The organism is Alteromonas sp. S005 (genome assembly GCF_036864475.1).
In the GTDB taxonomy this organism is placed as follows: domain Bacteria; phylum Pseudomonadota; class Gammaproteobacteria; order Enterobacterales; family Alteromonadaceae; genus Alteromonas.
The window spans coordinates 258,175-271,937 of record NZ_JAZETN010000001.1 but is presented as its reverse complement, the minus strand read 5'-3'; the positions used below and the strand labels follow the sequence as shown (position 1 = coordinate 271,937).

At 43.4% G+C, this 13,763-nt stretch carries 14 protein-coding genes; 8 read left to right on the top strand and 6 right to left on the bottom strand.

All coding sequences use genetic code 11. The features are described from left to right. Positions 1 to 83 precede the first annotated feature (83 nt). Together V7R55_RS01120 and V7R55_RS01115 are read left to right on the top strand one after the other, a co-directional pair. Positions 84 to 764, top strand: coding sequence for a response regulator transcription factor (locus V7R55_RS01120; RefSeq protein WP_334056620.1), 681 nt, complete (start codon positions 84 to 86; stop codon positions 762 to 764). Continuing rightward, positions 761 to 2,161 carry a HAMP domain-containing sensor histidine kinase gene (locus V7R55_RS01115; protein WP_334056618.1) on the top strand — a complete coding sequence of 467 codons (1,401 nt, stop codon included), beginning with the start codon at positions 761 to 763 and terminating at the stop codon, positions 2,159 to 2,161. Before V7R55_RS01120 ends, V7R55_RS01115 begins: the two co-directional genes overlap by 4 nt. Before the next feature lie 144 nt (positions 2,162 to 2,305). Here V7R55_RS01115 and V7R55_RS01110 read toward each other — a convergent pair whose 3' ends face one another. Then, on the bottom strand, positions 2,306 to 2,866 hold the full coding sequence (locus tag V7R55_RS01110) for a DUF3833 domain-containing protein (protein WP_334056616.1): 561 nt from the start codon (positions 2,864 to 2,866) through the stop codon (positions 2,306 to 2,308). A gap of 58 nt (positions 2,867 to 2,924) precedes the next feature. Further along, a complete protein-coding gene (locus V7R55_RS01105; protein WP_334056614.1) occupies positions 2,925 to 3,413 on the bottom strand; it encodes a chalcone isomerase family protein in 489 nt (162 codons plus the stop codon). A gap of 276 nt (positions 3,414 to 3,689) precedes the next feature. Between V7R55_RS01105 and V7R55_RS01100 the strand changes: the two genes are divergently transcribed. Beyond that, positions 3,690 to 4,610, top strand: a complete 921-nt coding sequence (locus V7R55_RS01100; protein ID WP_334056612.1) for a 1-aminocyclopropane-1-carboxylate deaminase/D-cysteine desulfhydrase — start codon at positions 3,690 to 3,692, stop codon at positions 4,608 to 4,610. Positions 4,611 to 4,648: 38 nt separating this feature from the next. Here the strand turns inward: V7R55_RS01100 and V7R55_RS01095 are convergent, their stop codons facing one another. Then, positions 4,649 to 5,461 (bottom strand): sterol desaturase family protein, encoded by an 813-nt coding sequence (locus V7R55_RS01095; protein ID WP_334056610.1) that lies wholly within the window; start codon positions 5,459 to 5,461, stop codon positions 4,649 to 4,651. Further along, a complete protein-coding gene (locus V7R55_RS01090) occupies positions 5,448 to 5,876 on the bottom strand; it encodes an SRPBCC family protein (protein ID WP_334056608.1) in 429 nt (142 codons plus the stop codon). The genes V7R55_RS01095 and V7R55_RS01090 overlap by 14 nt, the downstream gene beginning before the upstream one ends. 99 nt (positions 5,877 to 5,975) lie before the next feature. Here V7R55_RS01090 and V7R55_RS01085 point away from each other — a divergent pair, with 99 nt between their 5' ends. From V7R55_RS01085 to nspC, 4 genes are all read left to right on the top strand, one after another. After that, positions 5,976 to 7,013, top strand: a complete 1,038-nt coding sequence (locus V7R55_RS01085) for an AraC family transcriptional regulator (protein ID WP_334056606.1) — start codon at positions 5,976 to 5,978, stop codon at positions 7,011 to 7,013. Positions 7,014 to 7,197: 184 nt separating this feature from the next. Continuing rightward, a complete protein-coding gene (locus tag V7R55_RS01080) occupies positions 7,198 to 7,608 on the top strand; it encodes a hypothetical protein (protein ID WP_334056604.1) in 411 nt (136 codons plus the stop codon). Positions 7,609 to 7,836: 228 nt separating this feature from the next. Beyond that, positions 7,837 to 9,039, top strand: coding sequence for a saccharopine dehydrogenase family protein (locus V7R55_RS01075; protein WP_334056602.1), 1,203 nt, complete (start codon positions 7,837 to 7,839; stop codon positions 9,037 to 9,039). Positions 9,040 to 9,215: 176 nt separating this feature from the next. Further along, positions 9,216 to 10,346 carry a carboxynorspermidine decarboxylase gene (nspC, locus tag V7R55_RS01070; RefSeq protein ID WP_334056600.1) on the top strand — a complete coding sequence of 377 codons (1,131 nt, stop codon included), beginning with the start codon at positions 9,216 to 9,218 and terminating at the stop codon, positions 10,344 to 10,346. Between the two features lie 58 nt (positions 10,347 to 10,404). Here the strand turns inward: nspC and V7R55_RS01065 are convergent, their stop codons facing one another. Then, positions 10,405 to 10,668 carry a hypothetical protein gene (locus V7R55_RS01065; protein WP_334056599.1) on the bottom strand — a complete coding sequence of 88 codons (264 nt, stop codon included), beginning with the start codon at positions 10,666 to 10,668 and terminating at the stop codon, positions 10,405 to 10,407. Positions 10,669 to 10,768: 100 nt separating this feature from the next. Continuing rightward, positions 10,769 to 11,605, bottom strand: a complete 837-nt coding sequence (gene rsmI / locus V7R55_RS01060; protein WP_334056597.1) for a 16S rRNA (cytidine(1402)-2'-O)-methyltransferase — start codon at positions 11,603 to 11,605, stop codon at positions 10,769 to 10,771. 141 nt (positions 11,606 to 11,746) lie between these two features. Here rsmI and V7R55_RS01055 point away from each other — a divergent pair, with 141 nt between their 5' ends. Beyond that, positions 11,747 to 13,762 carry a penicillin-binding protein activator gene (locus tag V7R55_RS01055; RefSeq protein ID WP_334056595.1) on the top strand — a complete coding sequence of 672 codons (2,016 nt, stop codon included), beginning with the start codon at positions 11,747 to 11,749 and terminating at the stop codon, positions 13,760 to 13,762. The last annotated feature ends 1 nt before the right edge of the window (position 13,763 follow it).

Here is a 13,763-nt window from a genome sequence, read left to right as displayed (position 1 = left end):
CTTGCTGCTTAGTAAATACCGAAATCCGATACCAGCAACGCCGAACAAGTGCATTAATGTAGATAAACAAAAGAGTCGTAATAATGAAAGTGCTACTTGTAGAAGATGATCCAAAGGTTGCCTCGCACATTGCAAATGGACTATTGGGTGAAGGGCATGAATGTATTACTGTAGGTGATGGAACGTCAGGCTACCAACAAGCCGCTAGTAACGAACTAGACGCGGTAATTCTCGACGTAATGTTACCCGAACTCGACGGTTTCTCTGTGCTTGAGAAGCTTCGCGAGGAAGGGAACACGACTCCGGTTTTATTGCTAAGTGCCAAAAGCCAAGTTGAAGATAAAGTCAAAGGCCTTCGCACCGGCGCTAACGATTACTTAACCAAACCTTTCGCCTTTGAGGAACTGCTTGCTCGCGTTGAAGGTTTGGCTGGTCGCAATAAAGAAAGCGAAGACAAAACCTTGATCAAAGTTGGCGATCTGACGCTAGACTTAGTTAATCGTAAGGTATTGCGTGGCGATCAAGAAATTGACCTTCAATCAAAGGAATTCCAACTGCTTGAATGCCTGCTTCGTCATAAAGGCAAAGTTGTGACGCGAAGTATGTTGCTTGAACAGGTTTGGAATTATCATTTTGATCCTCAGACGAACGTGATTGATGTTCACATTAGCCGCCTGCGTCAGAAAGTGGATAAAGCGTTTAATGTGCCTCTTATCGAAACAGTAAGAGGTACGGGCTACCGCATAGCGGACGGGCTTGCATGATAGCAATACGCGACTTTACGCGTAGTTCTAGTTTTCGCGTAGGCGTATTGCTCACCACTCTTGCTTGTATTGCCATTGTTCTAATTGTCTATTTTTGGCGATTAACGAGCAGCGACTTGTTTATCTCCGAGTCTAATGCTGCCGTTAATGCCAAAGCTAACGCGCTTGTAACGCTTTATGAAAACCTCGGTATTGATGCTGTTAAGTCGGCCATTATCAGCGACAGCAACCAACCTCCTTCTAGCGAAAAAGCCCCCCCTCCTTCATTCAATTATCAACGGTCGTTTGTGGTACTGAGTAAAGATGAGCAAGTTGTCGCCGGGAACTTAGCATCTATTCCACTAGTATTAGAGCGGCACAGAGGGGCCAGCTTTGATACTGCGGAAATTGTTATTACTAGGCCTGATAGCTCATCAAGAAAAACTTTGCGCCAAGCATTAATGAGAGAAGATGTATTAGGGGATTATACTCTATATGTTGGGCGTGGTATCGACGACTTGTATAGCGCACAGTGGTTTGGCAAAACCTTTAGCTGGATTATTGTCGTACTGCTTTGTGCGTTAAGTATCTTGAGCTTTGCTATTGCCGTGTATGTTGTCAATCGAATTAACCGCATGTCTCAAACCGCCGACAAGATAATAAAGACAGGTAGTCTTCAAGAGCGGCTAGAAATTGATAGCAATTGGGATGATCTCAGCAGCCTTTCTTTCGTTTTCAATCAAATGCTGGACACCATTGAAAGCTCGGTTAATAACATTAAGTCAGTCACAGACAGTATTGCTCACGACCTGCGCACGCCGCTTTCAAGACTTCGTAATACATTAGAAAGAATTGAAGACGAACAGCTTCGAGAAGACACCACGCAAGAAGCAGATAACCTGCTTAATATGTTTAATAGTTTATTGCGCATAAGTGGACTTGAGACTACGAATAAGAAAGAGGGTTTCTGTAGTACCGATGCCAGAGCTATTGTTGAAGATGTGGTTGACCTCTACCACCCCCTTGCCGAGGAGCGCAACATTCAGCTGTCCAGTCAGCTCGAAAGCGTGACTATGCTTGCAGACCCTAACTTACTTTTCCAAGCCGTAGCTAACGTATTAGACAATGCTATCAAATATTCGAATGAAGATAGTATGGTTACTGTGCATCTAACTACCACATCGCGACATATTGTTATTGCCGTTAATGATGCAGGGATAGGTGTTGGCGAGCACGAAATTTTAAATTTAGAGCGTCGTTTTTATCGCGCTGATGGCAGCAGAACAAGCACGGGAAATGGGTTGGGCTTATCACTAGTATCGGCAATAGTGAAGTTACATGATGGGCAAACTTGGTTTGTACACGACCCACTTATGCAGGGACACGGGCTTGGCGTTGTTTTCTGTTTTCCTCGTTAGTCTGATTAGAACCAGCAAATAGCAGGCACTGTCTAGAGATCAGGTGGGTTAAATTGTACTAGCTAGATTTCCACACTTTTTCGGATGCTGACCTATAAATGGTATATAGGTCAGCGAACTTTTCATATCTATATCTGTCAATTATCAATTACTTTGCTTCTGCATAAAAATAGTGACTTCTGCCATCACAATGCCGAACTTGCGAATGTACGAACGGTTCATCATAGCACTATCATCGAAAGCCCAAAACCAATCATCAAACGTTACTGAATAGGTTGTGTCGTCTACCGGTAAATCCATCTCGTAGTGAAAATTGAATGCATTGCCATAGCTGGTGCCTTTCGCAGGTCCCTCAATATCACTCGCTTTGCCCACGAAGGTGCCATCGCTCTGCTTTACGATATTCCACGTTCGCGATGTTGGACCTTCGCCAACCCCATATTCAAAGGTTTCATCAAGTGTAAGGGTATTGCCCTCTATGGAGCCATCGATGTTTACCACAAATCTTTGTACTACTTCGCCCGAGCGATTTTGCACTATGCCCCACGCTTTAACGTTTCCATCAAAAAACTGCTCAATATCAAACTTTGGAGACACCGCCTGATAATCTTCACCATCGACTGACACAGAACATCCAGATAGTCCTGCCACAGACAATGCCGCAAAACCTAACCCTAAACATAACTTCATCATATTTTTTATCATTTAACTTATCCCGCTCAACTAAAACCTAACGTGGCTGTGTATCAATCAATCTGCTTAGCTAACCTTTTCCGAGTAACTTTTTTCTAAACTTCGGTTCCGACGTTTCGTCACTTAACCAGATATCAAAGAAGCGCTTCGTAAACGTTTTGTCGCTTATTTCATCCGCTTTTTCGCCATTCACGTAAAATACGCTTGTTCCTTCTTTTGTTGCTATCCCTGTAATTACATCGCCCTCACTCACGTCTGGAAAGATACTCTCCATTAGCGACAGCCATTTATCGGCATCATTGGCAGCAACATCCCCTTGCTTTTTCATTTCATCAATAGAGCGCTCGGCAATCTTTTTACCTTCCAGGTCTCTTTGATAGGTTAAACGTAGTGCAAAAGGAGGCTGATCAGCGTACTCGCCTTCAGAAGCAAAAAGCTCACCGGTATATACGTCCCAAAAGTAGTAAGAAAACATGCCTTTCCCCACCAGTTTCGCATTGGGAACATACTCATTAATATGTTCTGACGCATACTCTTGCGCATAGGCGTTATTTGACATGGTTAGACCGCTCAGTGATATGGAAATTAAAATAACAAAAGTGGATGCCGCGGCTATTTTGTTAGCGCAGGACAAACAAAGAGCACTAGTGTTTTTTACGTAATGACCAAACCATGATGTAGAATAAATCACAGGTTTTCGTGAAATGCAGTTTTGTTTAATAACCATAAAAATGCTCTTATAAAGCGTAATAAAAATTACAGGTCTTTTATTGAGTTTCTATCTGGTTATACTCTTGCCAATGTGCAAATGATCAACTGTCTCTGGGCTCTCATCGTGCTTTCCCTTGATGAATTTAAAACGTCACTCGCTCTTCCTTCGCCTCTCATCCCTTTCAAACCGAACTGGGAGGGTGCAAGTAAGGTATCGCTTTATGTTAAGCGTGACGATGCTATTCACCCTGTGATGTCAGGAAATAAATGGCGAAAGCTAAGCCATACACTAACGAGTCCTTTACCAAATGCCGCTATCAGTTTCGGCGGCGGCTTTTCTAACCACCTTCATGCATTGGGGTTTGCTTGTTTCAAACTTAGTATTCCCTTTACCGCCATTATTCGCGGCGACTACAGTACTGCACCATCGCCAATGATTAAAGATTTGATGCAGTGGCAGACTCGCATTGAATATGTAAACAGAATTACCTACAAAAAGCGTAACGATAGTGCCTATTTAGATGAACTAAAGCTAAAGTTTCCCAACGCGATTATCATTCCTGAAGGTGGAAGCCAAGCCCTAGCGCTTCAGGGGATAAAAGACATGGTCGATGAAATTGAGGTAGACTTTGACTTTATCGTTGCGCCTGTCGCAAGCGGCGCTACATTGGCGGGAATTGTAAATGCATTAAATAAACGTAATAGTTTAATGGCTACTGACTTTCGTTCTCGCAACAAAGCCATTGGTATAGGTGTGCTAAAAGGTGAAGGCTATTTAGAGGAGTTGGTTAAGCAATTTCTTCCAACAACTAACCAAACAGATTGGCATATTGATCATAGCTACCATTTTGGTGGCTACGCCAAAGCGCCAAGTGAACTTCAAACCTTTTGCAGCAATTTCAATAACACTATGGCATTTGAAATAGAGCCCGTTTACTCGGGCAAAACCTTCTGGGCCGTTAAAGATATGCTGGCTAAAGGCAAGTTTAAGGACGGTTCACGCATCGTTGTGTTGCACACAGGTGGTTTACAAGGTGCAAGGTAAAGCTGTTGAAGGCAGCAGGTTTTAGACAAAGCTACACGTCAATTTTCAACAGGATAGCCAAACAGTCTTTTCAACTTTGTCTTTATTCCCTTTGCCTGCTGAAGCTGTTGTAGCAGAACACTTATTTGACTGAAATTAGCGCTAAGAGGGTTGTCCTTAGGCATTTTTCCTACAATGCCGTACTTTATTGTTATCGCTTTATCTTCTTCAGCGAAAGTTCCGAATAACTTATCCCAGATGATAAGCACCCCACCGAAGTTTTTATCAATATAAGGCGTATTGGTTGCGTGGTGAATGCGGTGATGAATGGGTGTGTTGAAGATATGCTCTGCCCAGCCTAAATGACCAATCGTTTGCGTATGTACAAAAAACTGATAAGCAAGATTTATTGCAACTATGGCAAAGACCAGGCTGGGTGAAAAACCAATCAGTATCATTGGCACCCAAAAGAGCCACATGCCAACGAATGGATACAACACACTTTGTCTGAAAGCCGTGGTGAAATTCATTTTCGTTGAGCTGTGATGCACCACATGGGCCAGCCAAAACCAATGTATGTTGTGTGAAGCCCGATGAAACCAGTAATACAAAAAGTCTTGCAGGATAAAACCTGCAAAAAGCGATGCAGCCGTAAGCTCAATGTTAAACAACGAAAACTGATGCAACCAAAGAAACAAAGGCATGAGTAGCAGTATTACCAAAGCATCAGAACCCTGATGAAGCAGTGCAAGTACGGCGTTGTTCACGCTATCTTTTACATTATAGAACTGCCGTGCCTTTTTGAACTCCACAAAAACACACAGTAAGAAAACCGGGCTTAAGCCAAGTAAAATAAGCTCAACGGGGATCAAAACGTGCTCCTAACTTATTCAAACATTGCTCTACGTCGTTTTGTAAAAGGCGCGTCAGTAGCCAATTGGGTATATACCAAGGCGCACAACAGCTAATATGATACGAAACCTTGGTTAGGCTACCCTGTGCGAAAAATCTAATAACTCCCCGATGATCTTTTACTGGAAAGTCATCAACAACACGATATTCAATACCATCTGTGTCTGCTTTTACAATCTCTTCTTTAAAGCGAATACCTAAAATGCACACCTCTCTCACGCAGCCCACTCCGCCGCTTACTTCACCATCATTTTCTACTTTTAATACCTTAAATGTTGCATTAAAGAAGTCACTTAAACTCTGGTGGTTAAGCAGCGTATCGCGAAGCACTTGTGGCGTTGCATTAATAACTCTTTGGTAATGAACGTTAACCATTTACGACATGTCCTTTTCTTATGGTTACTAGCATAAATTGACATTCGTATTTGATCTTGCGTTAATACGTCAGAATTTTTGTTATATTGCGACATGCACATGCCATCGGTTTCTTTTGCCTATCTTCAAAGTATCGAAAGCTATTTAACTAGCTTAGAGGTTAGTACAGATAAACTGTCGCGAATCACGCAAAAGCATAGCTCACTTTCAGGCTCTTCCCGTGTTTCCATGGAAGACTATGTCGAGCTGTTAAACCAAGGCGTATCGCTTACTAATAATTCATTATTTGGGTTTGAGTTAGGCAAACATATTCAGGCAAAAGATTACGGGGTGTTGGGTTACCTCGTTGAAAGTTGCGAAAATTTAGCTCAAGCCATTGGAGCGCTTATCCGTTTTGATGCATTAGTCGCGGACATCGGCACAACAAACGTGTTTTTTGAGTCTGAAGATGCGCGGGTTGAATGGGTGCCTAAAAGCTCAGATTGCAAACAAATGGTATTGCGCAATACTACAGCGTGGGTAGCGACCGTTTATAAAATCTTGGGTTCGGCCTGCCAATTAAATGCTATTACCTTTACTTTCCCCTTGAGTACATTGGAAAAAAATACGTTAACGCAGTGGTTCAACTGCAAGGTGATTGACTGTGCCCGCACTAACGCCATTATTTTCCCCCTACACTTACTGCATGTTCCGTTTACCAGTGAAAATAAGGCTATGTTCAGCGCGCTTATAGAAGTGACAGAAAAAGAGATGAACGAATGCAAAGAAGAAGGGGTTGCACAAACCAACAAACGCCATTTTAAACCTAACCCACACGAAGATATCGCCCACAAAGTCATTTCGCTTTTAAACGCCAACCCAACGCTAAAAGGCTGTGACCAGAAGCGTGTGGCCGAAGCCCTATTCATAAGCCCACGCACACTGCAGCGAAAGTTGAAGCAAAGTAACACCAGCTTTCAGCAAATTCTTGATAGTGAGCGCAAATCTCGTTTAGACGACCTTCTTAAACAATACTCTATTGCCGACACCGCAGATTTATTGGGGTTTCAAGAACAATCTTCATTTACCCATGCGTTTAAAAAGTGGTTTTCCACCACACCGCTTAAATATCAAAAGCAGCTCATATCAAAAGAGTAACTGTGTTTCTCTATTAACCCTTGGCTCAGGCGCTATTTTGGTTCGAAAAAGGGAATGCGCCTTATGAGTTTTTAGTCTGAATAGATAACTTTTACTATCGAAATAATGATTATTAAACTAATGTGACCAAGAACGCGTAGGTATTATCAGGTGTACAGCAACGCTAACTCACAGGAGATACGCTATGATCGACCGTCCAGTTACATTGCCAACGCAGTTAAACGCACTCGTGTCAAAGTCACTAAATCTGTGTGAGCTTATGTTGCCCGTGTGTGATGTATTTTATCCTTTTGCTGCTATTTATGAAAATGGTCGCATCGGTTGTATATTTGCCGACGAGACCGGAACTAAAAAGCGCGAGTCACAGCTTATTGAACAGCTTCAGTGGCGCATAATCGATACCACCACAGATACAAACAGTTACAGTGTCTTAGTGTATGCTGCAGCAGTTAACACTCAAGATAGTAAAACGGTTGATGCTATTGCCATTGCAACCGCAACACCAAACCATGAAGAACGACTCATACTTTACCCCTATTATAAAGTAGATGGTAAAGTGATAATTTCGCCTCCTATCGACACAGTAACCCGTTAGTGCAACGACGGTAAGGAAAATGTTGTTTTTCAAATCGCTTAATAAAACGGGTATCAGTTTTTACAATAGCCTTTTGAGGTAGTGCCACCCAGCGCGTGCACTACCTATTACATTCGTTGTTACGATTAAAATTTTTTGTCCTTTCATAGGCTGTCTTTGCTTGCCAAATCCCATTGGTCTGCTAGCATTCAGCCCAAAATTCATTAGCAAAATTAGGGATTAGTTATTATGTCTCGCGTTTTAATTATTGGTGCTGGCGGTGTTGCGTCGGTAACTGTGAAAAAATGTGCACGTTTACCTCAACACTTCGACGAAATTTACTTAGCAAGCCGCACGGTATCTAAGTGTGAAGCACTACAACAAGAAGTAGGTGCAGATCGCGTTAAGGGTGTTTTTGCAGTTGATGCCGACAACGCAAAAGAAGTTGAAGCACTAATTAACGAAGTAAAACCAGACCTAGTAATCAACCTAGCCCTGCCATACCAGGACCTTCCTATTATGGATGCCTGTCTTGCGACTAACACAGATTACCTAGACACCGCCAATTACGAGCCGAAAGACGAAGCAAAATTCGAATACTCTTGGCAGTGGGCTTACCAAGACAAGTTCAAAGACGCGGGCATTATGGCACTTCTTGGCAGTGGCTTCGATCCAGGTGTAACAAACGTTTACACAGCGTATGCAGCTAAGCATTACTTCGACGAAATCCACTACCTTGATATCGTGGATTGTAATGGCGGCGATCACGGTCAGGCTTTCGCGACCAACTTCAACCCAGAAATTAATATTCGCGAAATTACTCAGCGCGGTCGTTTCTGGGAAAACGGTGAGTGGAAAGAAACGGATCCGCTAAGCGTACGTGAGGATCTGGACTATCAAAACATTGGTGTTCGTGCGTCTTATTTAATGTTCCACGAAGAATTAGAGTCTATCGTTAAGCACTTCCCTACTTTGAAGCGCGCACGCTTTTGGATGACCTTTGGTGATGCTTACCTTAACCACCTTCGCGTACTTGAAGGCATTGGTATGACTAGTATTGAGCCAGTTGAATTCCAAGGCCAGAAAATTGTACCTCTAGAGTTCTTAAAAGCGGTACTGCCTAACCCTGGTTCACTTGCTGAAGGCTATAGCGGCATGACGTGTATTGGCACCTACATCACAGGTGTTAAAGATGGCAAAGAAAAGACCATCTTTATCTACAACAACTGTGACCACGCGAAATGTAACGAAGAAGTAGGCGCGCAAGCCGTATCGTACACCACAGGTGTTCCGGCTATGATTGGCGCGGCACTTATGCTTAACGGTACATGGAAAGAATCAGGCGTTTGGAACATGGAACAATTCGACCCAGACCCATTCATGGATATGCTTAATGAGCACGGTCTTCCATGGCACGTTCTTGAATGTGAAAGCAGCCCTTTCACTAAATAATCGATGTATCAGGGCGCTTAATTCAAGCGCCCTTTTTGATTAACGCCACTGTTTGAATCTTTTCCAGATTGCAATAACAAGTGATACAGCTTTGTTTTGAGCTACGACTTGTAATGTAATACATTGGGCGTTTAATAAATGTTGATAGCAGTTTAATTTTTTGGAGCTTTATCCCATTGACCGATTTAACTCAACGTACTGATATTCCTTCTCCTTGCTATGTGCTGGAAGAAGCAAAATTAATTAAAAATCTTGAGCTTATGAAACGGGTTCAAGACGAGTCTGGCGCGCGCATCATTCTTGCGCTGAAAGGCTTTTCAATGTGGTCATGCTTCGACATTATTAAACAGTATTTACACGGTGCAACAGCTAGCTCAGTATGGGAAGCTAAACTCGCGGCAGAGATGGGTAAAGAAGTGCATGCGTATTCTCCAGCTTACAAAGTTAATGACGCTAAGGAACTAGCGAGCCTTGTTAACCATCTGTCTTTCAATAGTTTGTCTCAGTGGAATACGCATAAAGAAGTACTCGCGGATGTGTCGTTAGGCCTTCGCATAAACCCAGAGCATCAAGAGGCTGATACGCCACTGTACGACCCAGCAGCGCCAGGTTCACGCCTAGGCATACGCGCCAGTGAACTAGAGGGCGTGGATCTAACGGGTATTGAAGGTTTTCACTGCCACAACCTTTGTGAGTGTGATTCTTTTGCTACTGCACGCACCCTTGAAGCTATCGAAAAACGCTTTGGCCAATGGCTTGGTCAATTAAAATGGCTAAATCTAGGTGGCGGACACCTGATGACCAGCGAAGGTTATGACGTTGAGCACCTTATTAAAACACTAAAAGACTTTAAAGCACGTTACCCTCACCTAGACGTTATTTTAGAGCCAGGCTCTGCGGTTGCGTGGCAAACAGGGCCTCTAATTTGCGAAGTGGTTGATATAGTGGAAAACGATGGAGATATCGCTATTTTAGATATTTCAGCCACTGCTCATATGCCTGACGTTTTAGAGATGCCCTATCGCCCGGCAATTTTAGGTGCAGGTATGCCAGATGAAAAAGCGTACAACGTAAAGCTTGGTGGTAATTCCTGCCTTGCCGGTGACGTAATAGATGTCTATTCCTTCGATACGCCGTTAAAAGCAGGCGATCGTTTGCAGTTTGAAGATATGATGCATTACACCATGGTAAAAACCACATTCTTTAACGGTGTAGAGCACCCTGCTATCGGTATTTTGCGTGCTAACGGCAACTTTGAACTTATTCGTGAGTTCAGCTACGAAGACTTTAAAGGCCGTTTGTCTTAAAACAGGCCGCCAGTTCTGAAAACCCGCTATACGCGGGTTTTCTTGTTTTAGAAGTATGTTAAACCACACCACGACCGGAAGCTGTTTCAGATTTATCAATCTCTCCTTCAGCTAGGACGTCATCACCGAGTTCTATTTTAAAAGTTGTACCTGGCTTCCCCTGCAGGCTGTAGCGAAAGCCGTACATCTCACCCTCGTTTAATGAAACGTCCGTCTCATCATTTGGGTGAATTAAATCGTAAACGCCAGAGTCATTCGCTTGAGAGAATATATCTACCAGCCATTTACCATCAGACATGGTGATCTTAAGCGTCTTTGTCATCTGCGTCTCCTTTAGTAACCAGTCTCTTTATCTTGGACTGCCATAGAAAATACTTTGTATTTCGCCGATGCCCCTTAAGATCAATCTTTCTTAACGCAAATTACGCTTTTGCATCAAGCCCTGCCTGATACAGCGCATTTTTTTTCAAATCATAATGACCTGCTACTACAGCCGCGGCTTTTTTCAGCGGCATGTGCTCGCACAATGTTTGCAGTAAGGACATTGCTTCACTAGGTATCGCCTGTTCATTCACCTTGGCAGGACCTATCATTACAACAAATTCGCCTTTTTGATGTGCAGCATCAGTAGTAAGATAATCAATGACGTCTTGTGCGCTACCACTTACATAGGTTTCAAAAGTTTTAGTCAACTCTTTAGCCACAACAATATGACGTTCGCCTAATACACGCTGAATGTCAGTAACCGTGTCTAGAATTCGACGAGGCGCTTCATAGTAAACCGTGGTAAAAGTTCTATCTATTAGCGCTGATAATACGCCTTCCCGCGCTTGGGTTTTGACCGGCAAGAAACCTTCAAATGTAAATTTATCTGTAGGCAGTCCTGACGCGCTTAATGCTGTAATTGCGGCGCATGGTCCCGGCAAGGCACTAACGGGTATACCTTGCTCACGGCACTTGCGTACTAAAACGAAGCCAGGGTCGCTGATAAGTGGCGTGCCCGCATCACTTATTAAAGCAACAGATTCACCACCTTTCAAACGTTCACAGAGCATAGCAGTACGCTTATCTTCGTTGTGCTCGTGAAGTGAAAGAGTCTTAGTTCCAATACTAAAGTGCTGTAGAAGTCGCGCGCTATGACGGGTGTCCTCAGCAGCAATCCAGTTAACTTCACTTAATACGCGAATTGCTCTAGCGCTAATGTCATCTAGGTTGCCAATAGGCGTAGGAACAATATAAAGAGTGGCGGTATCTGTCATAACAGTGGTTAAGTCTTACGTTAAATTGAAAGGTTATGCGATAAGTGTATCACGCCATTAGTCCAGATTATGCTGGCAAGCGTAGATTTTCATACTGGTTAAGATAAACTTGACCTATAACGATGTAAAAGGAATGAAACTGTGCGTCATATCGGACAATCTGGAAAAATCTTCACGCTATCAGCCATTGCTTCGGTATTGGTACTATCGGGTTGTGGGAGCACACCAAAAACTCAGTCGAAACCTGTGGTAGTGGAACCGACTCCAGTTGAAACTACCCAGGTTGAAGAAAGCCTCACACCTGAGCACAAACTCCTAGAAGCTAAAAAGGTATGGGAACGCACCCGCGATAAAGAACAGCGTAACAGCTTATTACTGCAAGCCGCTGACTTATACCTTCAAAACCAACAACCTGTATTAGCGCAGCAGGTGTTGTTTGAAGTTAAAGAAGATGGTGTATCAGAACGCAACCACTCGTACTACTCCCTTTTAGTCACTAAGGCCTACGCGGGAATGCCTGATGCCTCAGCAGAAGAATTGCTGACAATGTTGGATGGCGTAACCGACACAGGTGAAACTGCATTCCAAAAAGCAGAACTTCAAACTCAGCTGTACTCACAGCAAGGTAATTTTGCAGCAGCAGCTAATAGCGTGCTACAAACCAACTTGCCAGACGAAGATAAAGTACAGCAGGTATGGCAGTGGCTCACTTCCATACCAACAGAAAGGCTCTCAAAAGTAGGAGAAGCGTATCCCTCCCTTTCACCATTCATCACGCTTCGCGAGCTGACTGAAACGAATGCTTCATCGCCCGCAACATTGGCAAGAGAGCTTCAAAATTTTCAGAAAGTTTATCGCGGCCACATTTTAGAAACGACCTTGCCTGATAATGTGCTTAAAGCAACACAGCTTACTGATGCAGGCGCCAATGATATTGCAGTATTGCTGCCGCTTTCTGGTCGCTTAGCGCGTACGGGGCAAGTAGTAAAAAATGGGATAATGTCGGCGTATTACACCGACGTTGAAAAACGTCAAGATGAGCACTTACTTCCACGCCTTCGTTTTATTGATACAAACGGCGTTGATACGCAGCACCTACTTGATGAAATTGGCGACACTAAATTCATTGTAGGACCGCTGTTAAAAGATACCGTAGAGAGTTTAATTCCTAACTTACCAGTTGGTGTGAACGTACTGGCATTGAATCGTCCAGAAGAGCTGATAGACCAAGTAAATGCAAACGAACCGCCGACCAAGAATAGATTAGCGCCAACATCAAATTCTGCGCTAGATAACGGCTCTGATTCGGCTGGAAGTATGCTCACGGATACAGAAATCCAAGGAGAGCTGGATACGCTGGATTTAGCAACCTCTTTGAACTATTTCGGTCTTGCCCCAGAAGATGAAGCCGAGCAGCTTGCTGAATATATCTTTAATAAAGGCTACCGTGCACCTATCGTTATTGCGGCTCAAAGCAGTTTATATCAGCGAATGGACTCCACATTTAAGACGCACTGGAGAGCACTTAATGACAAAGAGAATAAGCGCCGCACTAACATAACCTCGGTTACCTTTAACGACAGTAACTCGCTTCGCGAGGGTATTACCCAAGCACTCGACGTTGCGCAAAGTAATGATCGCATTAATCAAATTGAGTACATGACCAACGATGAAGTGTACAATATGCCGCGCAGCAGGCGAGACATTGATGCCATAGTCGCGTTTGCGTCTCCGCAAGATACAGAGCTGTTAAATCCAATAATTGAAGCAAGCTTAAACCCATACGACGGTAAGCAGGTTCCTGTGTATGCCACATCTCGCTCGATGGATTACGACAGTGGAAAAAACCAATGGCGTGATTTGCAAAATGTGCATTTTATCGATATGCCATGGTTAATGCCTTCACACAGTTGGCAACCTCTTCAGCAAGAGGTCGAGCAGGCTTGGCAAAATCAAAATACTATGCAAAAACGTTTGTTTGCGTTTGGCTTTGATGCCTACCAGCTACTTCCACAGCTAGGCATGCTTAACACGCTTAAGTACCTTTCACATGAGGGATTAACCGGAACCCTTTCACTTAATGAGAAAGGCGAAGTCATTCGCCAGCAGCCTCAAGCTATAATCCGTAACGAAAAAGTTCAAATGCTTTCGGAGTAAA

Coding starts and splice junctions, on each gene's coding strand:
- V7R55_RS01120 (WP_334056620.1), top strand. CDS start 84: ATGAAAGTGCTACTTGTAGAAGATGATCCAAAGGTTGCCTCGCACATT.
- V7R55_RS01115 (WP_334056618.1), top strand. CDS start 761: ATGATAGCAATACGCGACTTTACGCGTAGTTCTAGTTTTCGCGTAGGC.
- V7R55_RS01110 (WP_334056616.1), bottom strand. CDS start 2,866: ATGATAAAAAATATGATGAAGTTATGTTTAGGGTTAGGTTTTGCGGCA.
- V7R55_RS01105 (WP_334056614.1), bottom strand. CDS start 3,413: ATGTCAAATAACGCCTATGCGCAAGAGTATGCGTCAGAACATATTAAT.
- V7R55_RS01090 (WP_334056608.1), bottom strand. CDS start 5,876: ATGGTTAACGTTCATTACCAAAGAGTTATTAATGCAACGCCACAAGTG.
- V7R55_RS01085 (WP_334056606.1), top strand. CDS start 5,976: ATGCCATCGGTTTCTTTTGCCTATCTTCAAAGTATCGAAAGCTATTTA.
- V7R55_RS01080 (WP_334056604.1), top strand. CDS start 7,198: ATGATCGACCGTCCAGTTACATTGCCAACGCAGTTAAACGCACTCGTG.
- V7R55_RS01075 (WP_334056602.1), top strand. CDS start 7,837: ATGTCTCGCGTTTTAATTATTGGTGCTGGCGGTGTTGCGTCGGTAACT.
- V7R55_RS01065 (WP_334056599.1), bottom strand. CDS start 10,668: ATGACAAAGACGCTTAAGATCACCATGTCTGATGGTAAATGGCTGGTA.
- rsmI (WP_334056597.1), bottom strand. CDS start 11,605: ATGACAGATACCGCCACTCTTTATATTGTTCCTACGCCTATTGGCAAC.